This window comes from Brevundimonas sp., from assembly GCF_046293315.1.
GTDB lineage: Bacteria > Pseudomonadota > Alphaproteobacteria > Caulobacterales > Caulobacteraceae > Brevundimonas.
The window spans coordinates 75997-101136 of record NZ_JBKBPF010000002.1 but is presented as its reverse complement, the minus strand read 5'-3'; the positions used below and the strand labels follow the sequence as shown (position 1 = coordinate 101136).

The 25140-nt window shown below is 69.2% G+C and carries 21 protein-coding genes; 13 read left to right on the top strand and 8 right to left on the bottom strand.

Annotated features, from left to right (window positions below; all coding sequences use genetic code 11):
* Positions 1-108 precede the first annotated feature (108 nt).
* The 8 genes from ACK4SE_RS02250 to ACK4SE_RS02215 all read left to right on the top strand — a co-directional run bounded on the left by ACK4SE_RS02250 (position 109) and on the right by ACK4SE_RS02215 (position 9759).
* Positions 109-456, top strand: coding sequence for a c-type cytochrome (locus tag ACK4SE_RS02250; RefSeq protein ID WP_409688162.1), 348 nt, complete (start codon positions 109-111; stop codon positions 454-456).
* Positions 425-1402, top strand: coding sequence for a cytochrome c oxidase subunit II (coxB, locus tag ACK4SE_RS02245; RefSeq protein WP_409688159.1), 978 nt, complete (start codon positions 425-427; stop codon positions 1400-1402). The genes ACK4SE_RS02250 and coxB overlap by 32 nt, the downstream gene beginning before the upstream one ends.
* Positions 1399-3942, top strand: coding sequence for a cbb3-type cytochrome c oxidase subunit I (locus ACK4SE_RS02240; RefSeq protein WP_409688156.1), 2544 nt, complete (start codon positions 1399-1401; stop codon positions 3940-3942). The genes coxB and ACK4SE_RS02240 overlap by 4 nt, the downstream gene beginning before the upstream one ends.
* Positions 3939-4247 carry a hypothetical protein gene (locus ACK4SE_RS02235; RefSeq protein ID WP_409688153.1) on the top strand — a complete coding sequence of 103 codons (309 nt, stop codon included), beginning with the start codon at positions 3939-3941 and terminating at the stop codon, positions 4245-4247. Before ACK4SE_RS02240 ends, ACK4SE_RS02235 begins: the two co-directional genes overlap by 4 nt.
* 194 nt (positions 4248-4441) lie before the next feature.
* On the top strand, positions 4442-5437 hold the full coding sequence (locus ACK4SE_RS02230; RefSeq protein WP_409688149.1) for an SDR family oxidoreductase: 996 nt from the start codon (positions 4442-4444) through the stop codon (positions 5435-5437).
* A gap of 142 nt (positions 5438-5579) precedes the next feature.
* Positions 5580-8099 (top strand): membrane-bound PQQ-dependent dehydrogenase, glucose/quinate/shikimate family, encoded by a 2520-nt coding sequence (locus tag ACK4SE_RS02225; RefSeq protein ID WP_409688146.1) that lies wholly within the window; start codon positions 5580-5582, stop codon positions 8097-8099.
* A gap of 51 nt (positions 8100-8150) precedes the next feature.
* Positions 8151-9254 carry a bifunctional transcriptional activator/DNA repair enzyme AdaA gene (locus ACK4SE_RS02220; protein WP_409688143.1) on the top strand — a complete coding sequence of 368 codons (1104 nt, stop codon included), beginning with the start codon at positions 8151-8153 and terminating at the stop codon, positions 9252-9254.
* Entirely contained in the window at positions 9238-9759 is a 522-nt protein-coding gene (locus ACK4SE_RS02215; protein ID WP_409688140.1) for a methylated-DNA--[protein]-cysteine S-methyltransferase, read from the top strand. Before ACK4SE_RS02220 ends, ACK4SE_RS02215 begins: the two co-directional genes overlap by 17 nt.
* 28 nt (positions 9760-9787) lie before the next feature.
* Here ACK4SE_RS02215 and ACK4SE_RS02210 read toward each other — a convergent pair whose 3' ends face one another.
* Positions 9788-9976, bottom strand: coding sequence for a hypothetical protein (locus ACK4SE_RS02210; RefSeq protein WP_409688137.1), 189 nt, complete (start codon positions 9974-9976; stop codon positions 9788-9790).
* 551 nt (positions 9977-10527) lie between these two features.
* On the opposite strand from ACK4SE_RS02210, the gene ACK4SE_RS02205 reads away from it, so the two are divergent.
* The gene (locus ACK4SE_RS02205) at positions 10528-11529 is read left to right on the top strand and encodes a cell wall hydrolase (RefSeq protein ID WP_409688134.1); all 1002 of its coding nucleotides are present in this window, start codon (positions 10528-10530) and stop codon (positions 11527-11529) included.
* Positions 11530-11776: 247 nt separating this feature from the next.
* Here the strand turns inward: ACK4SE_RS02205 and nadC are convergent, their stop codons facing one another.
* The 6 genes from nadC to ACK4SE_RS02175 all read right to left on the bottom strand — a co-directional run bounded on the left by nadC (position 11777) and on the right by ACK4SE_RS02175 (position 20502).
* Positions 11777-12616 carry a carboxylating nicotinate-nucleotide diphosphorylase gene (nadC, locus tag ACK4SE_RS02200; RefSeq protein WP_409688131.1) on the bottom strand — a complete coding sequence of 280 codons (840 nt, stop codon included), beginning with the start codon at positions 12614-12616 and terminating at the stop codon, positions 11777-11779.
* Between the two features lie 7 nt (positions 12617-12623).
* Positions 12624-13205: a Uma2 family endonuclease gene (locus tag ACK4SE_RS02195; RefSeq protein ID WP_409688128.1), complete on the bottom strand. Its 582-nt coding sequence runs from the start codon at positions 13203-13205 to the stop codon at positions 12624-12626.
* 25 nt (positions 13206-13230) lie between these two features.
* Positions 13231-14760 (bottom strand): L-aspartate oxidase, encoded by a 1530-nt coding sequence (locus ACK4SE_RS02190; protein ID WP_409688125.1) that lies wholly within the window; start codon positions 14758-14760, stop codon positions 13231-13233.
* Positions 14757-15617 (bottom strand): metalloprotease, encoded by an 861-nt coding sequence (locus ACK4SE_RS02185; RefSeq protein ID WP_409688122.1) that lies wholly within the window; start codon positions 15615-15617, stop codon positions 14757-14759. Before ACK4SE_RS02185 ends, ACK4SE_RS02190 begins: the two co-directional genes overlap by 4 nt.
* A complete protein-coding gene (gene nadA / locus ACK4SE_RS02180) occupies positions 15617-16699 on the bottom strand; it encodes a quinolinate synthase NadA (protein WP_409688119.1) in 1083 nt (360 codons plus the stop codon). Before nadA ends, ACK4SE_RS02185 begins: the two co-directional genes overlap by 1 nt.
* A 146-nt stretch (positions 16700-16845) precedes the next feature.
* Positions 16846-20502, bottom strand: a complete 3657-nt coding sequence (locus tag ACK4SE_RS02175; protein ID WP_409688116.1) for a PAS domain S-box protein — start codon at positions 20500-20502, stop codon at positions 16846-16848.
* Positions 20503-20689: 187 nt separating this feature from the next.
* Between ACK4SE_RS02175 and ACK4SE_RS02170 the strand changes: the two genes are divergently transcribed.
* The 4 genes from ACK4SE_RS02170 (at position 20690) to ACK4SE_RS02155 (ending at position 24087) form a co-directional block, all read left to right on the top strand.
* Complete coding sequence (locus ACK4SE_RS02170) at positions 20690-21163, top strand: Dps family protein (RefSeq protein ID WP_409688113.1); 474 nt, start codon at positions 20690-20692, stop codon at positions 21161-21163.
* 93 nt (positions 21164-21256) lie between these two features.
* Positions 21257-22438, top strand: a complete 1182-nt coding sequence (locus ACK4SE_RS02165) for a cell wall hydrolase (protein ID WP_409688111.1) — start codon at positions 21257-21259, stop codon at positions 22436-22438.
* A 94-nt stretch (positions 22439-22532) separates the two neighbouring features.
* The gene (locus ACK4SE_RS02160) at positions 22533-23624 is read left to right on the top strand and encodes a sensor histidine kinase (protein ID WP_409688108.1); all 1092 of its coding nucleotides are present in this window, start codon (positions 22533-22535) and stop codon (positions 23622-23624) included.
* A gap of 55 nt (positions 23625-23679) precedes the next feature.
* Complete coding sequence (locus tag ACK4SE_RS02155) at positions 23680-24087, top strand: response regulator (protein ID WP_409688105.1); 408 nt, start codon at positions 23680-23682, stop codon at positions 24085-24087.
* 4 nt (positions 24088-24091) lie between these two features.
* Here ACK4SE_RS02155 and trxB read toward each other — a convergent pair whose 3' ends face one another.
* Complete coding sequence (gene trxB / locus ACK4SE_RS02150) at positions 24092-25117, bottom strand: thioredoxin-disulfide reductase (protein ID WP_409688102.1); 1026 nt, start codon at positions 25115-25117, stop codon at positions 24092-24094.
* Positions 25118-25140: the final 23 nt, after the last annotated feature.

Here is a 25140-nt window from a genome sequence, read left to right as displayed (position 1 = left end):
CAGACCCCCTCCACCGCTTCGCGGTCCCCCTCCCCCGGTGGGGGAGGACACGGAACCGTTGCGGTCACGCTGGGTTAGGTCTGGATGAACGGAACGGGGGCGAAGGGCATGGTCGTGATGACGCTGGCGCTGGCGGCGTGTTCGGGCGCCGTCGACAGTCCGGCGCGGTCCGTGCCGTCCGGTGATCCGGAGCACGGGCTGGAGGTCATGGCGCGGGTCGGATGCGGGTCGTGCCACGCCATTCCAGGGATCGACTGGCCCCGGGGGCAGGTGGGCCCCTCGCTTGACGGGATGGGCCGCAGGGCCCTGATCGGCTCGGGCCTGCCGAACCGGCCCGAGACCCTGATCCCCTATCTGGTCGACGCGCCGTCCGTGGACGAAGGCTCGCCCATGCCCTCCATGCCCATCAGCGAGGAGGAGGCCCGTGATATCGCCGCCTATCTCTATGGCCTCTGAACCCTTTTATGGCTGGCCCCCGCCGGTGCTGAGCCCGGCGGGTCCGTTCGCCGAGCCGCTGACCACCCTGTCGTGGGGGGTGATGTTCATGGGCTTCGCGGTGCTGGCGATCGTGGTCGTGGCGCTGGTGGGGGCGCTGGCCGGACGGCCCGGGCTCAAGGAACGGCTGGGTAATCAACGATTGATCTGGTTCGGCGGGCTGGCGTTTCCGGTGGTGGTGCTGAGCGCGCTGCTGATCTGGGGCCTGTCGCTGACCTCCTCCCTGAGCGGCGAGCCCGAGCCGGGCGAGATGCGGGTGCGCGTGACGGGCGAAATGTGGTGGTGGCGCGTCGCCTATCTGGACGGACAGGGCGGTCCGGGCATCCAGTCGGCCAATGAGGTGCGCATCCCGGTGGGCGAGCCGGTGACCTTCGAGCTGGAGTCCGCCGACGTGATCCACAGTTTCTGGGTTCCGCGTCTTGGTCCCAAGCTGGACATGATTCCGGGACGAAGAAATATCCTGAGACTTCAAGCGGATGAAGCCGGAACTTACGGCGGTCAGTGCGCTGAATATTGCGGCGGGCCGCACGCCCTGATGGGGCTGGTGGTGGTGGCCATGCCGCGGGAGGAGTTCGACGCCTGGATGGCGCGGGAGGCCCAGGCCGCAGCGGCGCCGACCGACGCCCTGGCGGCGCAGGGGCTGGAGGTGTTCCGGGACAACGGCTGCGGCGCCTGTCACGTGGTGCGCGGCGCGCCGGGGGCCACCGGACTGGCGGGGCCGGACCTGACCCATGTGGGCAGCCGACGGACGATCGGGGCGGGAATCCTGCCCAACAATCGCGGCACCCTGGCGGGATGGATCGCGGACAGCCAGGGCATCAAGCCCGGCAACCGCATGCCGTCCTACACCACCATTTCCGGCGATGAGCTGCAGGCCGTGGCCGCCTATCTGGACGGGCTGGAATGAAATCCGAGACCGGATTCGACCCCAAACTCTATGACCGGTTTCCGACGCAGGAGGCGCGGCCCGACGGCGAGCTGAAGGCGCTGGAGGAGGTCTGGTGCGGGCCCAGGGGCTGGGGCTGGTTCACCGCGATCAACAACAGCTATGTGGGCATCCTGTTTGTCGGGGCCGCCTTCCTGTTCTTCGTGCTGGCGGGAATCCTGGCGCTGGTGATGCGCACCCAGCTGGCCGTGCCCGACGCCGGTTTCGTGGGCGTGGACACCTACAACCAGCTGTTCACCATGCACGGCACGGTGATGATGTTCCTGTTCGCCGTGCCCATGGTGGAGGCCATGGCGGTGCTGCTGCTGCCCCAGATGCTGGGGGCGCGGGACCTGCCCTTCCCCCGGCTGGGGGCCTATGCCCTGTGGTCCTATGTGGTCGGCGGGCTGATCTTCTTCAGCTCGATCTTTTTCAGCCTGGCGCCGGACGGCGGCTGGTTCATGTACCCGCCCCTGAGCAACAAGACCTTCTCGCCGGGCATCAACACCGACTTCTGGCTGCTGGGCATCGGCTTCATCGAGATCTCCGCCATTGCCGGGGCCATCGAGATCGTGGTGGGCGTGATGCGCACGCGGGCGCCGGGCATGACCCTGGCGCGCATGCCGATCTTCGCCTGGGCCATGCTGATCTTCGCGGTGATGATCCTGATCGCCTTCCCGTCGGTGATCCTGGCCACCACCCTGATGGAGCTGGAGCGGATGTTCGACTGGCCGTTCTTCGACGCGGCCAGGGGGGGGGATCCGATGCTGTGGCAGCACCTGTTCTGGTTCTTCGGCCACCCTGAGGTCTACATCATCTTCCTGCCCGCGGCGGGAGCCATGTCGACCATGATCCCGGTGGTGGCGCGCCATCCGTTGGTGGGCCACCGGCTGGTGATCATGGCCATGCTTGCCACCGGATTCATCAGCTTCGGGGTGTGGTCGCACCACATGTTCACCACCGGCATGCCGACCATGTCGGTGGGCTTCTTCTCGGCCGCGTCCATGGCGGTCAGCATCCCGGCGGGGGTGCAGGTGTTCTCGTGGATCGCCACCATGGCGGCGGGGAAGATGAAATTCTCGGCCCCCGGCCTGTTCATCATCGGGGGGCTGCTGATCTTCGTGATGGGCGGGCTGACCGGGGTGATGGTGGCCATGGTGCCGTTCGACTGGGTGGTGCACGACACCTATTTCATCGTCGCGCACCTGCATTATGTGCTGATCGGCGGGATGGTGTTCCCGATCTTTGCGGCCATCTATTTCTGGACCCCGGTGATCAGCCGGCGGGCGCTGTCCGAACGACTGGGCAAGACCGCCTTCTGGCTGATGTTCACCGGCATGCATGTGACCTTCCTGCCCATGCACCTGACGGGCATGATGGGGATGCCGCGGCGGGTCTATACCTTCCTGCCGGACCGGGGGCTGGACCTGATCAACCTGATCTCGACGGTGGGGGCGTTCATCTTCGCCCTGGGCGTGCTGGTGGTGATCATCGACATGGTCAGGAACTTCCGTCCCTCCATCGAGCAGAACGCCGGCAATGTGCATGACGCGCCGGGACTGGAGTGGCTGCCGTCGGGGACCTATTCCGCCCGCTCGATCCCGGTGGTGAAGAGCCTGTATCCGCTGTGGGACCAGCCCGACCTGAAGCAGACCGTGCCGGAGGGGCGCTGGTTCCTGCCGGGCACGGTGACGGGCCATCGCGAGACCCTGATCACCAGCCCGCTGAACGCCGAGCCGCAGTACATGGCCCGCATCCCCCGCCCGTCGCCCTGGCACTTCTGGGCGGCGCTGTTCACGGCCGCGTTCTTCATGCTGCTGGTGCCCGGCGCCTATTACGCCGCGGCGGTGGCGGGCGTGGCGGGCGTGGTGTGCATGATGGGCTGGGCCTGGAAGCTGGACGATCCCCTGCCGCAGGAGACGGTGGACATCGGCGCGGGCATCCGGGTGCCGACCTATGCCTCGGGGACCCTGAGCCACGGCTGGTGGGCCATGGTCTGCCTGCTGTTCGTGTCCGGCATGATCGCGGCCATGAGCATGTTCTCCTACGTCTTCCTGTGGAGCCGCGCGGCCGAAATGTGGATCGCGCCGCCGCCGGTGTGGAGCCTGATCGCGGTGGTCGGCGGATACGCCCTGGTCATCGCCCTGATGCTGGGGGTCCGCAAGGTGGTGCGCATGGACCGGCCGCGCGCGGGCATGATCGCCACGGGCATGGTGGTGCTGGCGGCCGTGCTGATGGGGGCCAGCTGGTGGACTGACTGGTCGAGCTGGAGCGGGGCCGGGCTGGACCCCACCCGCAGCGGGCAGGGGGCGTCGGTGTTCGCCTTCCTGGGCTGGCAGGGGTTCTATGTGATCGTCTGCAGCCTGATGGCGCTCTACATCGTCATGCGCTGGATGCGGGGACGGGTGCATCACGCGCACGCCACCAGCTTTGACGTGATCGCCCTGTTCTATGTGTTCATCGCCTCGACGGCCGGACTGGCCGCCCTGCTGACGCGGCTGTTCCCGGGAGCCGGGGCGTGAGGCACTGGGCCTACATGCTGGGCGGCCTGATCGTCTGGACGATCCATTTCATGGGCGTCTACGGCATCGCCAGCGTGGCCGACGTGGCCGCCCACGCGGGGCACCCGCTGGCGCGCGCGGCGGTGGTGGCGTTCACCGGGGTCTGCCTGGTCGCGGCGGGCTGGCTGACGGTCGTGGCCGCCCGGCGCTGGCGGCGCGGCGGCGACGAGATGGCGGGCTTCACCGACGCCATCGCGGCCACGGGCGGGGCGGTTTCGGCGCTCTCGATCCTGTGGCAGGGGCTGCCGGCGGTGGTGGGGTTCTGATTTTCCTCCCCCGCAAGCGGGGGAGGAGGAACATCCGAGGGATGGTGTAGGGGGGGGGCGGACGCCGGCGCTTGAGGTCGCCCCCTCCACCGCTTCGCGGTCCCCCTCCCCCAACCGCTGCGCTTATGGGGGAGGATAAGGAACAACCCGCGCCCCAACCGATTGTCCCGTGACCCAATCAGAAGGAGCCGGACATGGATCGCACGGAGCAATTCGAGCGCGCGGGCGACAAGGCCGCGGAGCAGGGGCGCGAGATTCAGGCGCCGATCGATGCGAAGGAGGCGAAGGCCTCCGGCGGCGACAAGCCAGACAAGGCCATGCAGGCCGGCGCGCGCGACTATCCCGTGCCGCCGTTCCCCAAACAGCATCAGAAGAAGCCCGGCGAGGAATATCGGCTGGACCCGGCGCCCCTGTATGACGCGCCGTTCTGGAAGGGCTCGGGCAAGCTGGAGGGCTTTGCGGCCCTGATCACCGGGGCCGACAGCGGCATCGGCCGGGCGGTGGCGGTGCTCTTCGCGCGCGAGGGCGCGGACATTGTCATCTGCCATCTGGACGAGGACCGCGACGCCGGGGAGACGAAGAAGGCGGTGGAGGCCGAGGGCCGGCGCGCCATCATTCTGGCCGGGGACGTGGCCGATCCGGCGTTTGCAAAGATGGCGGTGGACGAGACGCTGAAGGCGTTCGGGCGGCTGGACGTGCTGGTCAACAATGCGGCGTTCCAGCAGCACGTGCAGGACTTCGCCGACATCACGGTGGAGCAGTTCGACCGGACCATGAAGACCAATCTGTACGGCTATTTCCACATGGCCCAGGCGGCGGTTCCGCACATGAAGCCGGGCGGGTCGATCGTCATGACCGGCTCGGTCACCGGCATCATGGGCAATGAGATGCTGCTGGACTATTCCCTGACCAAGGGCGGCATCCACGCCTTCGCCCGCGCGCTGGGCGCCCACCTGGCGCCCAAGGGCATCCGTGTGAACGTGGTGGCGCCGGGGCCGGTGTGGACGCCGCTGAACCCGGCGGACCGGGACGCCGAGGGCGTCGCCGAGTTCGGATCGGGCACGGTCATGGGCCGCCCGGCCCAGCCGGAGGAGATCGCCCCGGCGTTCGTGTTCTTCGCCTCGCCCCAGTGCTCCAGCTACATCACCGGCGAGGTGCTGCCGATCATCGGGGGATATGGCGGGGGGTGAGGATTTTCGTCCCTCGAACACCGAGTTCGAGGCGCGCCCCCTCCACCATCCTTCGGATGGGCCCCCTCCCCAGAGGGGGGGAGGAACAGGAACCAGCCCGGCCGTGAGGGGTTGGCCCTGTAACGGCTGAAGGGGCTTTGACATGTTTGGACGGGAAAGACTGGGCGCGGGCGACTGGGCGGTGATGGCGCTCGGGGTGCTGTTCGCCCTGATCGGGGTGGTTCTGACCATCGGCGGCGGCTGGCTGATCGCGGTGGGCGGCAGCTGGTACTATCTGCTGGCGGGGCTCGGTCTGATCGGGACGGGCGCGCTGCTGTTCGTGCGGCGGATGGAGGCCTTCTGGCTGTATCTGCTGGTGTTCGTCCTGACCGTGATCTGGGCCCTGGTCGAGGTCGGTCTGAACGGCTGGGCGCTGGTGCCGCGGGTGTTCGCGCCATTCGTGCTGCTGCTGCTGGTCATCGCGGCGATCCCGGTGCTGGCGCCGGCGCGCAACCGCTGGGTCACGCCGTGGAGCGGGCGGATCAGCGGCAAGCCGCTGATGCTGGCCGGGTTCGGCGGCGCGGCGGTGTTCGCCCTGGTGGCAGGCGTGGCGGTGGCGGCGGCCAACCGTCCCGATCCGGCCGGGCCGATGCCCGAGGCCGGCTTCGGCGAGGCCGATCCGGCCAACCCCCTGCAGGTCGGCGCCGACTGGCCCGCCTACGGCGGCACCTACGGCGCGCAACGCTACTCGCCCCTGACCCAGATCAGCCGCGACAATGTGGGCGATCTGCAGCGGGTATGGGAGTTCAACACCGGCGACATTCCTGAAAAATTCGGCGCCGAGACCACGCCCCTGAAGGTGGGCGACACCCTGTACCTGTGCTCGGCGATGAACCAGTTGTTCGCCCTGGACGCCGCCTCGGGGCTGGAGAAGTGGTCCTATGACCCCGGCGTGACCGAGGACTCCGTGCCCTACACCGCCGCCTGTCGGGGCGTGGTCTATTACGCCGACCCCGATGCGACGCCCGCCAGCGCCACGGCGCCGACTGCGGCCCCGTTGAGGGCGTCGACCGTGCCGTCCACGGCTGCGGCGGCCCGGCCGTGCGCGGCGCGGATCATCCAGGGCACGCTGGACGGACGGCTGATCGCCGTGGATGCGCGCACGGGCGCGCCCTGCGCCGACTTCGGCAATGGCGGGCAGGTGGACATCAAGCAGGGCATGGGCGAGCCCATCCCTGGCATGGTGTCGATCACCTCGCCGCCGGTGGTGATCCAGGGCGTGATCGTCACGGGCCATCAGGTGCTGGACGGCCAGTACCGCGCGGCGCCGTCAGGGGTGATCCAGGGCTTTGACGTCATCACCGGTGAGCTGCGCTGGGCCTGGGACATGGGACGGCCGGGCGAGACCGGCCTGCCGCCGGAGGGCGAGACCTATACCGAGGGCACGCCCAACATGTGGACCATCGCCACCGGGGACGAGGCGCTGGGGCTGGTCTATCTGCCCATGGGCAACTCGGCGGGCGACTACTACAGCAGCGATCGCGCCGACTATGAGAACGAATACGCCACGGCGCTGGTGGCCCTCGATGTGAACACCGGCCAGCCGGCGTGGCGTTTCCAGACCGTCTATATGGACGTGTGGGACTATGACCTGGGCAGCCAGGCGACGCTGATTGACTTCCCCACCTCCGGCGGCGTGGTTCCGGCCATCGTCCTGCCGTCCAAGCAGGGGGACATCTATGTGCTGAACCGGCGTACGGGTCAGCTGATCACGCCGGTTGAGGAGCGCGCCGTGCCGCAGGGCGGGGTGGAGCCGGACCAGCGCACCGCGACCCAGCCCTTCAGCCTGTTCCACAGCCTGGCCAAGCCGGACCTGACCGAGCGGGACATGTGGGGCATGTCGCCCATCGACCAGATGATCTGCCGCATCCAGTACCGTCAGGCATCCTATGAGGGCATCTATACCCCGCCCACGGCGGACCGGCGCTGGATCCAGTATCCGGGCTACAACGGCGGCTCGGACTGGGGCGGCATCGCCATCGACCCCTATCGGGGCGTGATCATCGCCAACTACAACGACACGCCCAATTACAACCGGCTGGTGCCCCGCGAGGAGGCCAACGCGCGGGGCTGGTTCCCGCGCGGCGACCCGCGCAGCGCCGAGACCAGCCCGCGCGGCGGCAATCTGAGCGCCGAGGGGGCGGGCGATCCGCAGTGGGGCCTGCCCTACGCCATCGACGTCAACGCGGGCTGGCGCATGCCCTTCACCAACCTGCTGTGCAAGCAGCCGCCCTACGGCGGTATCCGGGCCATCGACCTGCGCACCGGGCGCACCATCTGGGACCGGGTCTTCGGCACGGCGCGCAAGAACGGGCCGTTCAACATCCCCTCAATGATGCCGATCAACATCGGCACGCCGAACAACGGCGGTTCGGTGATCACCGCCTCGGGCCTGATCTTCATCGCGGCGGCCACCGACGACCTGATCCGGGCCATCGACATCGAGACCGGCGAGACGGTGTGGCAGGACGCCCTGCCGGCGGGCGGCCAGTCCAATCCGATGATCTACGAGCAGGGTGGGCGGCAGTATCTGGTCATCATGACCGGCGGGCACCACTTCATGGAGACCCCGGCCGGGGATCAGGTGATCGCCTATGCCCTGCCGGATCGCGCCGCGGGGTAGGGGTCCGAAAACCGCGAGACACGATCGCCGCGCGGGCGCATCCTGCGCGGCATGGAACTGGATCAGGACGCCTGTTATCGCGCCATCGTCGCCCGGGACGCCCGGTTCGACGGCAAGATTTTCGGCGGGGTGAAGACCACCGGGATCTATTGCCGCCCCATCTGTCCGGCGCGCACGCCGAAGCGGGAGAACATCCGCTTCTACCGCTCGGCGGCGGAGGCGGAGGAAGCGGGGTTTCGGCCCTGTCTGCGCTGTCGGCCCGAGACGGCCCCCGATATGGGCGCGTGGCGGGGCACCTCCAATACCGTCAGCCGGGGGCTGGCCCTGATCGAGGCCGGCGCGCTCGATGACGGTGACGTGGAGGCGCTGGCCGGACGGCTGGGGGTCGGCGAGCGGCAGCTGCGCCGCCTGTTCCGCCAGCATCTGGGCGCCGCGCCGGTCAGCGTGGCCCAGACCCGGCGGGTGCTGCTGGCCAAACAGCTGATCCAGGAGACGCGCATGCCCATGGCCGAGGTCGCCATGGCGGCGGGCTTCGGCAGCGTGCGGCGGTTCAACGAGACCTTCCAGCGGCTGTATCATCGTCCGCCCTCGGCCCTGCGGCGGGGCACGGCGCCCGATGCGGCGCCGGGGGAGGGGGTGCGGCTGATGCTGGCCTACCGCCCGCCCTACGACTGGGGCAGGATGCTTGCGGCCCTGGCGACGCGGGCCGCGCCGCTGGAGCGGGTCGATGACGGGCGCTGGATGCGCGAGATCGAGGGCGGCGGGGCGGTGACGGTGGAACCGACCGGGCGCGACCGGCTGGCGGTGCATGTGTCAATTCCGGACATCACGGGGCTGCCGGGCGTGCTGGCGCGGGTGCGGCGGGTGTTCGACCTGACCGCCGACCCCGCCATGATCGCGGCCCACCTGTCCGCCGATCCTGTGCTGGCGCCGCTGGTGAGCCGGCGGTCCGGCCTGCGGCTGGTCGGCGACTGGGATGTGGAGGACGCGGGCGCGCTGCTGAGCGACCGGCTGGATACGGATGATGAGCGGATCGTGGCGCGGGCCGAAAGCTGGCGGCCGTGGCGGGCGTATGGCGCGGCGCACCTCATGGCCGAGGGCCTGGGCGTGGCGGCGCTGATCGAACAGGAGACGAGACATGACGAAGCGGCCTGAGACGTTTCAGCTGGACCGGATCGCCACGCCGCTGGGCGAGGTGCTGGTGGTGTTCGACGGCGAGGGCGTGGTGCGCGCCTTCGACTTCGCCGATTACGAAGCGCGCATGCGGCGGCTGCTGCGGCTGCACTACGGGGCGGTGATGCTCGAGGCCGGCGCGGCGCCGGCGGGCGTGCGCGAGGCGGTGCTGGACTATTTCGGCGGCGAGGTGGAGGCGCTGAAGCGCATCCCGTGGGCCACCGGCGGGACAGCTTTCCAGCGGCGGGTGTGGGCGGCCCTGACGGAAATCCCGGCCGGACGGACCGAGACCTATGGCCAGTTGGCGGCGCGGATCGGCTCGCCCACGGCGGTGCGGGCCGTGGGGCTGGCCAACGGGGCCAATCCGGTCGGGGTCATCGTGCCCTGCCACCGGGTGGTGGGATCCTCGGGCAAGCTGACCGGCTACGCGGGCGGGCTGGAGCGCAAGGCGTGGCTCCTGGCGCATGAGGGCGCGCTGAAAATCTGACGGCGCGCCCTCTGTGCTGGACGGAAACCTAGTCCGGTTCGCCCTGGCTGCGTGACACCACCGCGCCGGCGGCGCCGCCGACGGCCGCGCCCACAGGTCCGGCGACCACGGCGCCGGTGATGGCGCCCGTGGCGGCGCGCTGCTGCATGTTGGCGCCGCAGGCGGTAAGACCCACGAGACCGGCGGACAGGATCAGAACTTGAGTGAGGCGACGCATGACTATTCTCCAGCTTAACCGTTGAGTAACGCTGTCGCCGCGGTCGGGGTTCCAGCCGCAGCGTCGTCGCAAGATGTTCTTATGCGGCGCGGCAATGCAATGACTATTTACGCGACCGCGTGGTGCTTTCCTGCATTTAATTTTCCCGCCATGAGTTGCTTCCGAGATCAACCAATACGATAGAGGCAAGGTCAGTGGCGATAATCATGCCGCTGTCAGCAGATATAATCTTGCCGGTGTTGCTCCGGTGCGACGAATTGCTGCGCCGCGAAGGGCGATTGCGAATCGTCCACATTGACGCCATATTCCGGTGGCTTAAGCGCGGCCTCGCCAGTCACGGGAAGTTGACCGGCGGACCCGCCCCTGCGTAACCGGCGCCGAACTTGCGTCGAGGGGGCAGACTGCCTGGGGGCGCAATCCTGCCCCTGTTGCCCAGGACTGCATCCTTGTCGAATTCCTCACGGAAGCCCACGCCCACGTCTGATATTACGACGTCGGCGCATGCCCCGAAGCTGCGCCCCACAACGGCGGCCGCGGCGCTCGGCGGACTGGTGGGCCTGGCCATCGGCTGCGCCTATCTGGGCGGCACCGTGGCCAAGGCGACGACCACGCGGGTTCAGGCCGAGCGCATCGCCGGCGCGACCGCGGTGGGCTTCACCGAAGAGGCGCTGTCGGCTGCGGCCGGCGGACTGAACGAGAGCGCGCTGTCGATCGCGCGGCGGCATGACCCCTACACCGTGGCCGGTTCGGCCCAGCGGGACCGGCAGGCTGAACTACTGACCGCGCGGCTGGAAAGCCTGCGCGCCAGTTCCAGCACGGACGCGGGGCTGCGCCGCATCAGCGATACCGGCTCGGCGGCCCAACCCTTCCGCATGGCTGGCGCCCTGGACGCCTCGCGCGATCTGGAGTGCCTGACCCAGGCCGTCTATTACGAAGCGCGTGGCGAAGGCCGGGCCGGCATGCAGGCCGTGGCCCAGGTGGTCCTGAACCGCGCCCGCCACGGGGCCTTCCCCAACAGCGTCTGCGGCGTGGTCTATCAGGGCGCGGCTCGCTCGACCGGGTGCCAGTTCAGCTTCACCTGCAACGGCGCCATGCGTCGCGGCGTGACCCAGTCGGCTTGGCGCCGGGCCCACGATGTGGCGTCGTCCGCCCTGTCGGGCCAGGTCTACGCGCCCGTCGGAAACGCCACCCATTTCCACACCACGGCGGTGTCGCCGCGCTGGCGTCATTCGCTGGTGCCGGTCGGGCAGGTGGGCAGCCACCTGTTCTATCGCTTCGGCGGCCGCAACGGCGCATCGGGCGCCTTCACCTATGCGGCGCGCCCGTCTACGGCGTCCGACACCCAGGTGATCCAGGCCAGCCTCGATCCCGCCGAGACGGTTCGTCAGGCCGGCAATGCGGTTGCCTATACGGTGCTGTGGGCTCAGGAGAGCATGGCCGAGCGTGAAGCCCGCCCGGTCGCAGAGCCCGCGACCCAGGAAACGCCCGCCACGCGCGTGCAGGCTCGCCCGCAGGCTGCCCCGGCGCCGGCCGCCGAGGAAGACGCCGCCTAATCCGTCTGCCGGGGCGCAATCCCCAGCGACTCAGGCGGGGCGTTGAGACGGGATGTGCCGAAATCGTCCGGCTCACCGTCGGTTCCCTTGGGGGCTGACATGCTTACGCCGCCATCCGTGTCGTGGGAGACTCTGTCTTCCACCGGGGCGGCGTCGATCTGATGAACGGCGGGGCGCGCCGCGCGTTGTTTACGCTTGAACATGGCGTGAAAACCGACGGCGGGACCCTGCGGTTCCAGAGCGGCGTTCAGCCGGCGTCCAGACCCACGTCCAGCGACGGGGCCGAATGGGTCAGGGCGCCCACCGAGATCACGTCGACGCCGGTTTCGGCGATGGCGCGCACGGTCTGAAGGTTCACCCCGCCCGATGCCTCCAGCACCACCTGCCCCTTCGCCCGTGCGACGGCTGCGCGCAGGTCGTCGAGGCTGAAATTGTCCAGCATGACCACGTCGGGCCGTTCGGCCAGGGCTTCGTCCAGTTGGTGCAGGCCGTCCACCTCCACCTCGATCTTCATCAGGTGCCCCGCATGGGCGCGGGCCCGGCGGATGGCCTCGCCCACCCCGCCGCAGACGGCGATGTGGTTGTCCTTGATGAGGATGGCATCGTCGAGACCGAAGCGGTGGTTCAGCCCGCCGCCCATGGCCACGGCGTGCTTCTCCAGCGCGCGCAGGCCGGGCGTGGTCTTGCGCGTGTCGGCGATGCGGGCGCCGGTCCCGGCCACGGCGTCCACATGGGCCCGGGTCAGGGTGGCGATGCCCGACAGACGCCCGAGCAGGTTCAGGGCCGTGCGCTCGGCCGACAGGATGGCGCGGGCGTCGGCCTCCACCTCGGCCAGCACCGTTCCGGCGGCGACCGTCTCACCGTCCTGCACGCGGGCGGTGAAGCGGGCCCCGGGGTCGAGCATGGTCATGGCCAGGCAGGCGCAGTCCAGTCCGGCGACGGTCCCGGCCTGTCGCGCCGCGAAGACGGCGGTCCAGCGGGTTGCGGCGGGGATGCAGGCGGCGGCGGTGACGTCGCCGGCCCGACCCAGATCCTCGGCCAGGGCGGCGCGGATCACCGGTTCAATCATGATGGGGGGAAGGCTCATGGGGTGGTCAGAACAGGTCCGAAAGGCTGATGTCCATCCCCGGCGCTAAAAGCGGGCTTATGGAGCCCTCGGTCACGGTCGTTTCTTCCGCCCATGTTCCGTCCGGCCGGGGATGGCGACAGACCCGGACGCGCCGGTTTTCGGGCTCGACGATCCAGAGTTCGGGAATGCCCGCGCGGGCGTAAAGGGGAGTCTTGATCTTCAGGTCGTTGTTTCGCGTCGAGATGGAGATTTCGATGACCAGCACGGCGTCGGCCGCTTCGTAGTAGACGCGGCCCTCAGGCGGACGGGCCAGAAGGATATCGGGCTCAGGCGCGCTGTGTTCGCCGATCCGCAGGCTGACATGGCCGCTGACTTTCAGCGGCTCTTTCAACTCGAGCGTTCTCAAGGCGTTGGTCAGGAGAACGGCCAGTTCAACCGTCAGGTCGCCGTGACTGGCGGATATGGGCGCCATCTCGATGATTTCCCCATCCAGCAACTCGACCCGTTTTTGCGCTCGCGCGAAGACCCCGGCCTGGCTGATCCGCTCGAAATCATCAAAGTCGAAGCGGAAAGGGTGTGGCGCTTCCTCGAAACCCGGGTTGGTCATGATCGGTCTCCCGACGCCAATATGACTACTCTGCCGCAAATCGAAAAGACGATTCAACCAGAGGTGATAGCTTCAGGCGGGTGTGGCGCGCGTCGGCGGCGGTTTCGGGATGGTCGGCGCGGAAGTGTCCGCCCCGGCTTTCCCGGCGCTCCAGCGCGGCCTGGGCGATCAGGCAGGCGGTGACGAGGGCGGGGGCGGGGCCGTGGGTCGCCTCGAGGCCGTCGATCAGGTCTATCAGCGCGGACAGCCCCCCGGCGTCGCGCACCACGCCGGCGTGCAGGCTCATGGCCAGGCGCAGTTGCTGCAGGGCGACGGGGGGCAGCGCCTCGGGCGCGATAACGGGCACGAGCGGGGCGGCCGGGGCGTCCGGCTCGTGGCGTGCGGCCAGGCCGGAGCGCCAGCCGAAGGCCGCGGCCTCCAGCAGGGAGTTGGAGGCCAGACGGTTGGCGCCGTGCACGCCGGTGGCGGCGCACTCGCCCACGGCGAACAGGCCAGGCAGGCTGGTGCGACCGTCCGTGTCGGCGGCGATTCCGCCCATGTGATAGTGCGCCGCCGGGGCCACGGGCATGGGCTGGACGCGGGGGTCGATCCTGGCAGCCATGGCGGCGGCGAAGACGGCGGGGAAGTGCTCGGGGAAGACCGCGCCCACAGCCTCTCGCGCATCCAGAAAGACGCCCCGCCCGGCGGCGCGGGCGGCGTGGACGCTGCGGGCGACGATGTCGCGGGGGGCCAGATCGCCCAAGGGGTGCTCCACGACGGGCGCGCCGTCGCGGTCGATCAGGCGCGCGCCCTCGCCGCGCAGGGCCTCGGTGGCGAGAGGAGCGGGGTCTGCGCCCACGTCCAGCGCCGTGGGGTGGAACTGGACGAACTCGGGATCGAGGATCTCGGCGCCGGCCAGGGCGGCCAGCCCCAGACCTTCGCCGCGCAGCTGGGCCGGGTTGGTGGTGACGGCGTAGAGCCCGCCCACGCCCCCGGTGGCGAGGATCACGGCGGGGGCCAGGATCTCGATGAGCGACCCGTCGTCCTGACGGAAGGCGGCGCCGCGAACGCGGCCGTCCGCGTCCTGGATCAGGGCGGCGAGGGTCAGGCCGGACCGCAGGGTGATGTGGGGCGCGGCGGCGGCGGCGGCCCCGAGGGCCTGCACGATGGCGCGGCCCGCCCCGTCGCCGCCGGCGCGCACGATGCGGGGGCGGGAGTGGGCGGCCTCGAGGCTCTGGGCGAAGCGGCCCGAGGCGTCGCGGTCGAACGGGGCGCCCAGATCGAACAGGCGCTGGATGGTTTCGGGCGCGGCGCGGGTCAGGGCAAGGGTGGCGGCGGCGTCGTTCAGGCCCGCCCCGGCGGCCGTGGTGTCGGCGGCGTGCAGCTCGGCGCTGTCGTCGGGATACAGGGCGGCGGCGACGCCCCCTTGCGCCCAGGCGGAGGCGGCGGCCTGACCCACGGGTGCGGGCGTGGCCACCAGCACCGGGCGCGGCGCGGCGGCGAGGGCGGCGGACAGGCCTGCCAGCCCTGCGCCCACGATCAGGGGACCGTCGTGATGGAGGCGCTGGACGCTCATGAGGACAATCCCAGGAAGCGACCGGAGGTGGTCAGGGCGGCGGGCAGGCCGGCGCCGGTGTAGAGCGCCATGGCGGCGAGGCCGACGGCGGCGCAGGCCGCGCCGGTGGCCAGGAACAGGCCGAGGCTGGCGCCCGCCTGACTCCAGCTGAGCCGGGCGGTATCGGGCCGCCAGGCACCGCGCCGCAGGTGGCTGAACACGCCCAGCGCCAGGAAGATGGCGAGGATGTAGGCGCGGTTCTGAAGGCCCCAGATCACGACAAGGGCCCCGATGCCCAGAAGGGCGGCCTTCTCCAGCAGCGGATGGATGCGGGCCAGCACCGGGCCCAGCGCCTTCGAGCCGTCCAGCGGCGGGGCGGGGGCGAGGTTGAGCAGATTGATGATGGCCACGAACCATGCGCCCTGCAGCCAGACGGGATCGCCGGTGACGGCCCAGACGGCGAAGAACGGGATGGCGGCGATCAGGCCGAAGGCGGGACCGGCCAGAGACACCAGCACGCCGATCCACTCGCTGGCTGCGCCCCGCGCGCCCCGGGCCGCGCCGCCCAGGAACGGGATGATGAAGATGCGCGCCGGGCCCATGCCGAGGCGGTTCATGGCCAGCACGTGGCCGTACTCGTGCACCAGCAGGCCGACGATGCCCGCCAGCGCATAGACCCAGCCCATCAGCCACCACAGCAGCCCGGCCAGAAGCGCGGTGGAGACCAGCGCCCAGATCAGGTTCTGGCCGGGGTTCTCGTCCTCGACGGCGCGGCGGGCAGGCGTGCGGGCGCGCGCAGGGGAGGGGGCCGGGTCGCCCACGGCGCCCCAGGGTCCGGCCTTTGCCGGACTTGTCGGGCCGGGGCGGAGGTCGCTCATCAGATCATCTCGACCGCGACCTGGTGGCCGCGGGCGCGGACCAGATCGTAACGGGCGGGCTTTTCAGGCGGGGGCAGATCGACCATGCGCTGGACCGCCAGACGGGCGCGTTCGGCCATGTCCTCGGGCACGGTGACCTCGAAGGTCATGTCGCGCAGGGAGTCGCGGATCTTCTCCAGGGTGATGCGCTTCATGTACGGGCACATGTTGCACGGGCCGATGAATTTCACCTCCGGCGCCTCGCCGGCTATGTTGGAGGCCATGGAGCATTCGGTGATCAGCACCACCTGGGCGGGGCGGTTCTTCATCACATAGTCGTTCATGGCGGCGGTGGAGCCGGCGAAGTCGGCGGCGTTCAGCACGTCCTCCGGGCACTCGGGGTGGGCCAGCACCACCGCGCCCGGCCAGGCGTCGCGAATCTCGGCGATGTCGGCGGCGGTGAAGCGCTCGTGCACCTCGCAGGCGCCCTTCCAAGCGATGATCTTCACATCGGTCTGGGCGGCCACGTTGCGGGCCAGGTATTCGTCGGGGATCAGGATGACCCGGTCCACGCCCCATGCCTTCGCCGCCCACTCCACCACCTGAACAGCGTTGGCGGAGGTGCAGCAGATGTCGGTCTCGGCCTTCACGTCGGCGGTGGTGTTCACATAGGTGACCACCGGCAGGCCCGGATAGCGCTGCTTGATCAGGCGCACGTCGGCGCCGGTGATGGACGAGGCCAGCGAACAGCCCGCCAGCGGGTCGGGGATCAGGATGGTCTTGTCCGGGGACAGGATCTTGGAGGTCTCGGCCATGAAGTGCACGCCGGCCTGAACGATCACCTTCGCGTCCGAGCGCGCGGCCTCCTTGGCCAGGGCGAGGCTGTCGCCCACGAAATCCCCCACGCCGTGGAAGATTTCCGGCGTCATGTAATTGTGGGCGAGAATGACCGCATCGCGCTGAACTTTCAGGGCGTTGATCTCGGCGATCAGGGGGGCGTGCAGGGCCCACTCGGCGGGGGTGACGTGGTCCTTGACCTTGTCCCACACCGGATCGCTGTCACGGGCAGGGTCCGGCGCGATAAGCATTTGTCCGTCCGCCATGGTCGCCTCCAGTTTTGCTCGATGTGAGCAAATCCAGGTTCCTAAAAACGCCGGCCCGGAAGGGGTCGAGACCGGCGACTTATGCTGATAGTGAGCATAAGTGGGCTTAATGTAGGACTCCAGGGCTCCGATGCAAGGGAAATCGATCAGTCGAGAGACAGGATCTCGCCCAGGCGACGCTGAAGTTCCTCGCTGGCGTAGGGCTTGGGCAACAGGGGCCAGGGCGCATCCTTGAGGGCCTTGTCCACGTCATCGCCCGCATAGCCCGAGGTCAGCACGATGTGCATGTCCGGCCAGCGCCCGGCGGCCTCGCGGGCAAGCTCGATCCCGCTCATGCCGCCCGGCATGACGATGTCGGTCAGCATCAGGTCGAAGGCGCTGGCCTCCAGCGCGGTGAGCGCCTGGTCGGCGTTCTCCACCGCCACCACGTCGAGGCCGAAGCTGACCAGCATGTCCATGGCCACCGCCGACACGGCCTGGTCGTCCTCGACCAGCAGAACCCGTCGGCCGGTGACGGAGGCGGGTGCGGTCTCTTCTGGCAAGACGACCTCGCCCATGTCCTCGCGGGCGAGAGCGGGCAGGTACAGGCGCACCCGGGTCCCCTTGCCGGGCGCGCTTTCGATGCGCACGTCGCCGCCGCTCTGGCGCGCGAAGCCGTAGACCTGACTCAGCCCCAGGCCCGTGCCCTTGCCCACGGCCTTGGTGGTGAAGAAGGGTTCGAACACGCGGTTGCGCACCTCGTCGCTCATGCCCTCGCCGGAATCCTCCACCGTCACACAGATGTGGGGCGCTCCCACCGGACCGCCGGGCAGGTCGCAGCTTTCGGTCGTGATGCCCAGATGTCCCTGCTCGCCCATGGCGTCGCGGGCGTTGACGATGAGGTTGAGCAGGGCGGCCTCGAACTGCGCGGCGTCGACGCGGGCGAAGGCGCCCGCCTGTTTGAGATCAAGGCGGAAATCCACGGCCTCGCCCATGGCCCGGCGCAGCAGGGGTTCGCTCTCGCGGATCAGGGCGTTGAGGTCGCAGGGCTCCGGCCGAAGGGCCTGACGCCGCGAGAAGGCCAGCAGCTGGTGGGTCAGGCGTTCGCCGCGCCGGGCGGCGGCGAGGGCGGCCTCGCCCATCTTCTGGCGGCGCGCGGCGTCGTCGGGCGACTTGAGGATCATGTCCAGGGCGCCGATGACCACAGTCAGCAGGTTGTTGAAGTCGTGGGCCACGCCGCCCGTGAGGCGGCCCACCGCCTCCATGCGTTGGGCGTGCATCAGGTCCTGCTCGGCCTGGGCCTTTTCCTCAAGGGCCTCGGAGACCTTCTCGGCCAGCAGCTCATTGATGCGCTTGAGGTCCTGCTCGGCCCGCTTGGCCTCGTTGATGTCGAAGGCCACCCCCACGAAGCCGATGACCTGGCCCTGGGCGTCGAGGCGCGGGCGGGAGAAGGAGCGCAGCCAGCGATATTCGCCCGAGTGGTGACGGTAGCGGCCTTCCAGCGAGAACGGCATGCCGGTGGCCTCGCCCGCCAGGGACTCGGCGAGAATCCGGTCGTGGTCGTCGGGGTGCAGGTACGCGCGCCACTCGGCGGTGCGCACCGTCTCGTAGTCCGCGCCCATGTACTCCACATAGGCCTGGTTGACGAAGGACCGGACGCGGTCGGCGCGGGTCACCCAGATCAGCACGGGGGCCGTGTCGGCGATGTCGCGGAAGCGGCTTTCGCTTTCGCGCAGATGGGCCTCGGCGCGGGCTCGTTCCAGCTCGGCCCAGGTGCGGTCGGCGACCTCCTCGATCAGCTCGACCTCGGCATCGGTCCACGGGCGGGGATGACTGTCATGGACATAGAGGAAGGCGCGCAGACGCCCGCCACGCACCAGCGGCGCGCGCACCAGGGCGCGGGTGTCGATGGACTCGAACGTCGCCGCTGCGTCGCGGGTGCGGGGATCCTTGCGCACGTCGCTGACCCGGACGATCGCGCCGGCGGCCAGCTCCTGCATCACCGCCTCGCCGAAGGCGTCCAGCGACCAGTCGCCCTCGGCGCTGGCCACGGCATCGGTCCAGTCGCGGCCGAAGGTGACGACGCCGAGGTTGTCGTCCACTTCGCCATAGCCCACGCGCTGGACCTCCAGGGTTTCGCCAAGCGCGCTTTCGACGGCGAGCATGATCTCGTCGGGATCATCCAGGTCGCGCAGCCTGTCCGTCAGGCCCAGCAGGAAGGTCTGGCGGCGCTCGTCCCGGGCCATGCGGTCCAGGGCGTTGCGGGTTTCGGTGACGTCGAAGGACATGCCCACATAGCCGCGGAAGGCGCCGTCCGGGTCGAAGCGCGGTTTGACGCTGACCCGCATCCAGCACCAGTCGTTCGAGGCGTTGCGGAAGCGGGCCTCGAAGCCATAAGGACGCCGGGCGGACCGGGCCTCGGCCTGGGTTTTCGCCACGGCGGCCAGGTCATCCGGGTGGAGGGTGTCTTTCCAGATATGGCCGCGCAGGTCCTCGGCCGGGCGGCCGTAGAACTCCACCAGAGCCTCGTTGACGAACTCGACCTCGCCCTCTTCGTTGGTCAGCCAGACCGGGGCGGGGGCGGTGTCAGCCAGCAGGCGGAAGCGGGACTCGCTTTCCCGCAGCGCCGCCTCGGCCGCCTTGGTGTCCGAAATGTCGGTGATCACCGCCATGAGCCAGGGGCTGGTGTCGGAGCCCTCGCGGCCGACGCGCACGGTGGTCAGGGCCCAGAAGTCGTGGCCGTCCTTGCGACGATAGCGCTTCTCGATCTTGACGCCGTCCGCCTGAACGGCTGCGTTCCTGAGCACCGCCCCGGTCGGCACGACATCGTCGGGATGGGTGATGTCAGCGGTGGTCATGCCGACGATCTCGTCGCGGGAATAGCCGAGCATCTCGCAGAAGCGGTCGTTGACCTTGAGGATGCGGCCGGCGAGGTCGGCCTTGACGATGCCGGCGGCCGCCTGTTCGACCATGGCGGTCAATTCGGCCTCGTTCTCACGCAAGGCCTCCTCCACCATGCGGGTGTCGGTGACGTCCAGATTGACGCCGATCATGCCGAAGAAGCGGCCTTCCGAATCCAGACGCGGACTGGCGTTGGTGTGCACGATGCGCCACTGGCCGTCATGGCGGCGGTAGCGAGCCTCCACCTCGAAGCCCTGTCCGGCCAGGGCGGCGTCGGCGGCGACCTGATGCACCCGCGCGGCGTCTTCCGGATGCAGGGCGGACGCCCAGTCGAACAGGGCCAGATCCTCAGGTGCGCCCCAAAACACCCGCTGGGCCTTGTTCAGGTAGACGCATGCCCCCTGTTCATCGCTCATCCACAGCATGACCGGCGCGTCCTCGCTGACCAGCCGGAACCGGGCCTCGCCTTCGTCGAGGGCGGCGGCCGAAGCCTGCAGGTCAGTGAAGGAGCGGTCCAGCGATCGCAGGGTCTTGCGCAGGGACGCCGCCAGGATGACGCCGAACACGCCCGTCAGGGAGAAAGAGGCTGTATTGACCAGATTGCGCACGGGGTCGGCGGGGAACATGCCCGGAAGGAGGGTCAGGCCCCAGGCCGTGGCGATGCCCAGGATCAATGCGGTGAAGCCGGCGAGCCGTCCCGCCCACAAGGCGGCGAGAAGGATGCCGGGCAGGTAGAGCATCAGTCCCGAGGCGCCGCCGTAAACGCCTTGCAGGCTGAGACGGATCAGGATGCCAACGGCCGCGCCGGCCACGCCGATAAGCAGGGCGTGACCCGGTCCACGGTCGCGCGACAGGGCGAGGCGCCGGAAAATCCGGTCCGCCGTCCGTTCCGGTCTGACCGTGCCGCTCGCCCCTGAGGACATTCTTCCCCCGATAGCCGCTGTACTCGCTTCGTCGGTTCGCGAAGGCGCGGCTGTTGTGCATGGCAACGCTTTGACGCCAAACGCGTTCCGGCGCTGAAGGAACAGTGGGCCGGGCACGAAAAGGCCTTGCAGTAGCCCCTGCCGTTCCTACCTCAACACCACCCCGAGTCGACCCCAAGGAGCAACCATGACCGCCAAGATGGACACCGGCCTTAAGAAGGCTGACCGCGCCGACATCGCCGTCGAGCTGAAGAAGGTGCTGGCGGACAGCTTCGCCCTGTATCTGAAGACCCACGGCTACCACTGGAATGTGCGCGGGCCGGAGTTCTTCAGCCTGCACAACATGCTGGAAGAGCAATACCGTGAGCAGTGGGCGGCGCTGGACGAGATCGCCGAGCGTATCCGTTCGCTGGACGAAACCGCGCCCCAGGGCTTCGCTACCTTCGGCAACCAGACCGGCATCAAGGACGGCGACCCCGAAAAGACGGCCCAGGCCATGATCGAGGATCTGGTCAGCGACCACGGCACGGTCATCGCCACCCTGCGCAAGGCCATCGAGACCGCCGACGACGCCGGTGACGACGCCACGGCCGACCTTCTGACCCAGCGCCTGGCGGCGCACGAGAAGACCGCCTGGATGCTGCGCGCCACGACCCAGTGAGGTGAACCGGTCGTAAGATCGGAACACGAAACCGCCGGAAAATGCGGTTATGAGAACGCGAGGGCGCGATGTCGCGCCAGACCCGGAGCGCCGATGCGGACCCATGACGTCAGACAGGCCCTGAAGCGGACGTGGCGCATCGTCACGGCCGCGCCTGTCGTCGTAGGCGCCCTGGCCCTGGCCATGTCGGCCAGTTCGACGGTGCGTCCGGAGTCGGACCACACGGCCGCAGGGCTGGCGCGCCTGACCCAGGGGCAACTGAACGAGGCCGGGCTGCTGGCGGTGTCCGGCCGTCTCGACCCCGCCAGCCTGGCTCTGGCGCGGCGACATGATCCCGCGTTCGGCGGACCGGGCATTCCCGGACTCACGCCGGGGTGGGAGACCCTGACCCTGAGCGGACGGCCCCGACTGGACGCCACAGCCTCCGGCGCCGAGGCATTCCGGCTGAATGCGGCCATGGGCGCGGCAGTCGGTGCGCTGCGTCCCGCTCGGCCCTTCGTGTTCAACGCGGCCACCGCCGATGATCGACGCCGCGCCCAGCGCTGCCTGACCCAGGCGGTCTATTATGAGGCGGCGCTGGAAAGCACCCTGGGGCAGGAGGCGGTGGCGCAGGTGGTGCTGAACCGCGTTCGTGATCCCAACTATCCCAACACCGTCTGCGGCGTGGTGTTCGAAGGCGCCGAGCGCACCACCGGATGTCAGTTCAGCTTTACCTGCGACGGCGCTCTGTCCCAGGCGCCGGTAGACTGGGCCTGGCGACGGGCCGAGACGGTGGCCCACCGGGCCCTGGCCGGCCACGTGGCGACCGAGGTGGGCACCGCGACCCACTACCACGCCGACTATGTGCACCCCTGGTGGGCGCCGACGGTGACCAAGATCCGCCAGATCGGCGCCCACATCTTCTATCGCTGGAACGGGGCCCTGGGCGACACGGCGGCCTTCATCCAGGCCCACGCCGGACGTGAGCCGGTGATCGACGAGGCGAGGTTCGCGCAGGCGCGTTTCCAGACGGCGTCGACCAGAGACGATCTCGAAAGCCTGGCCGAGGCGTCGGGCACAGCGCCGCGCACGGTGGAGATCAACGGCGCGACTCGGGTCGTGGGCGTCGTCAGCCTCGGCGGGCGTCGCCAGCCCACCGCCGAGGACGTGGCGGCGATCAACGCGCGTCTGGCCGACTTTGAACAAGGTCGCGCGGCGACGGCGGTGGAGCGGGTCTCCCCGCCGCCGGGCGTAACGGTCCTCGATGTCGAGGAAGTGGGCGCCCCCGGCGGCTGAGAACGCCGCAAGCCCCTGTACTGCAACGATGTTGCAGGTTCTGCATTCATTTTCAGGCCCGCGCGACAGGCGTGGGCGCCGCCGCCGGAGCGTCATGAACGACCGCGTCACGATCGAGACCACCGCCGCTGATGAGGCTGATGATCGCCGCAGGACGCAGGAGGCGCTGCCCGCCAGCGACCCCCGCTTCATGGTTCTGGCCGACAGCATGCCCCAGATGGTGTGGTCCACCCGGCCCGACGGATTCCACGACTATTACAACGCCCGCTGGTACGAGTTCACCGGCGTTCCGGGCGGGTCCACCGACGGGGAGGGCTGGAACGGCATGTTCCACCCGGATGATCAGGCGCGCGCCCGGGCGCTCTGGGAGCATTCGCTCAAGACCGGCGAGCCCTATGAGGTGGAGTATCGGCTGAGACACCATTCGGGCGTCTATCGCTGGACCTTGGGCCGGGCCATGCCGCTCAGGGACGAGGACGGCCAGATCGCCCGCTGGTTCGGGACCTGCACGGACATCGACGATCTGAAGCGCATGGAGCAGCACAAGGAGGTGCTGAGCCAGGAGCTGAGCCACCGGATCAAGAACATCTTCGCGGTGGTGTCGTCCCTGACCGCCCTGTCGGCCCGCAAGCATCCGGAGGCTGCGCCCTTCGCGCGGGACCTGCGCACCCGCATCGGGGCCCTGGCCCGCGCCCACGAGTTCGTGCGGCCCCACACGGATGTATCACGGCCGACTGTGGGCGACATGACCCTGCACGCGTTCCTGGCTGATCTCTTCCGCCCCTATACGGCCGAGGACGGCGCCCCGCGGGTGATCCTGGCGGGCGACGACGCCGCGTTCGACGATCAGGCGGCGACGTCGGTGGCGCTGCTGTTCCACGAACTGGCCACGAACGCCGCCAAGTACGGGGCCCTGTCCGCGCCGGGGGGCCGTGTCTTGCTGACCACGGTAAACCGGGACGACCGGTTCGTCCTGATCTGGGTCGAGCAGGGCGGACCGATCATCGGCCACGAGCCGCGCCATTCCGGTTTCGGTTCAAGCCTGGCAATTCTGTCGGTGGAAAATCAACTGGGCGGAAAATTGGAACGAAGATGGGAGCCGCAAGGTTTGACCCTCACAGCAGATCTTCCGTCCACTGCGTTGTCTCGTCGCAGGGCGGCGGCAGAGGCGAGTGAAACCCTGTAACGCCGACAGGCGTTACGGACAGCGGAGGGCCCTCAGGGGGCTTTGAGTTGAGGACATGAAACCGAGGATTCTGATCATCGAGGACGAAGCGATCGTGGCGATGGAGCTGCGCTTCGTGCTGGAGGATCTCGGATATGAGGTCGTGGACACCGTGGCCGACGCCCAGTCGGCCCGCAACGTCGTGCTGGAAACCTCGGTGGACCTGGCGCTGGTGGACATTCATCTGTCCGACGGCCCGACCGGTGTCGACCTGGGCCGCGAACTGGCCAATGAACAGAACGTCACCGTTCTTTACATGACCGCCAACCCCGGCATGGTGCGCGACGGCGTGGCGGGGACCATTGGCGTGCTGACCAAGCCGGCTTGCGAGTACGCCGTGCAGACCGCCGTCGACTACGCCCTGCGCCGCCGCAAGGGCGAGCCCGCGACGGCCGCGCCGGCTGAGTTGCGGCTGTTCGCCTAGAGCTTTACCAGGCCCCGATCTTCTCCGCTTCCTTGTGGCTGATCGGGTCGCCCGCTGCGGCGTGGTCGACCTCGGCCAGGAAGCGCGCGGCCTCCAGCGCCGCCATGCAGCCCATGCCCGCCGCCGTCACGGCCTGACGATAGACGTCGTCGGTGACGTCGCCTGCCGCCCAGACGCCCGGGATGGCCGTGGCGGTGGTTCCGGGCTTAACCTTCAGATAGCCGCCGTCGTTCATCTCCAGCTGGCCCTTGAACAGCTCCGAAGACGGGGCGTGGCCGATGGCGACGAAGAAGCCGTCACAGGACACCTCGCGGGTCTCGCCGGTCTGGGTGTGCTTGAGCCGCAGGCCGGTGACGCCCATGGGGTTTTCGGTGCCCAGCACCTCGTCGACGCCGTGGTTCCAGATCACCTCGACCTTGGGGTTGGCGAACAGGCGCTCCTGCAGGATTCTTTCGGCGCGGAACTCGTCGCGGCGGTGCACCACGGTGACCTTCGACGCGAAATTGGTGAGGAACAGGGCTTCCTCCACCGCCGTGTTGCCGCCGCCGACCACGACCACTTCCTTGTTGCGATAGAAGAAGCCGTCGCAGGTGGCGCAGGCGGAGACGCCGAAGCCCTGGAATTTCTGCTCGGACGGCAGGCCCAGCCATTTGGCCTGGGCGCCGGTGGAGATGATGACCGTCTCGGCCAGCATCTCGCCGCCGGAATCCAGCTTCAGCCGGAACGGGCGCCGGGACAGGTCCGCCTCGACCACGATGTCGTGGATCACTTCGGTTCCCACGTGCTCGGCCTGGGCCTGCATCTGCTGCATCAGCCACGGGCCCTGGATGACCTCGGCGAAACCGGGATAGTTCTCGACTTCGGTGGTGATGGTCAGTTGGCCGCCGGGCTGCAGGCCCGCGATGACCACGGGCTCCAGCATGGCGCGAGCGGCGTAGATGGCGGCGGTCCAGCCGGCGGGGCCTGAGCCGATGATGGCGACCCTGACAAGGCGAGGCTGGGCGGTGCGGGGGGCTTGGGGATTCGACATGCTCCCAATCTAGGGTGCAATCA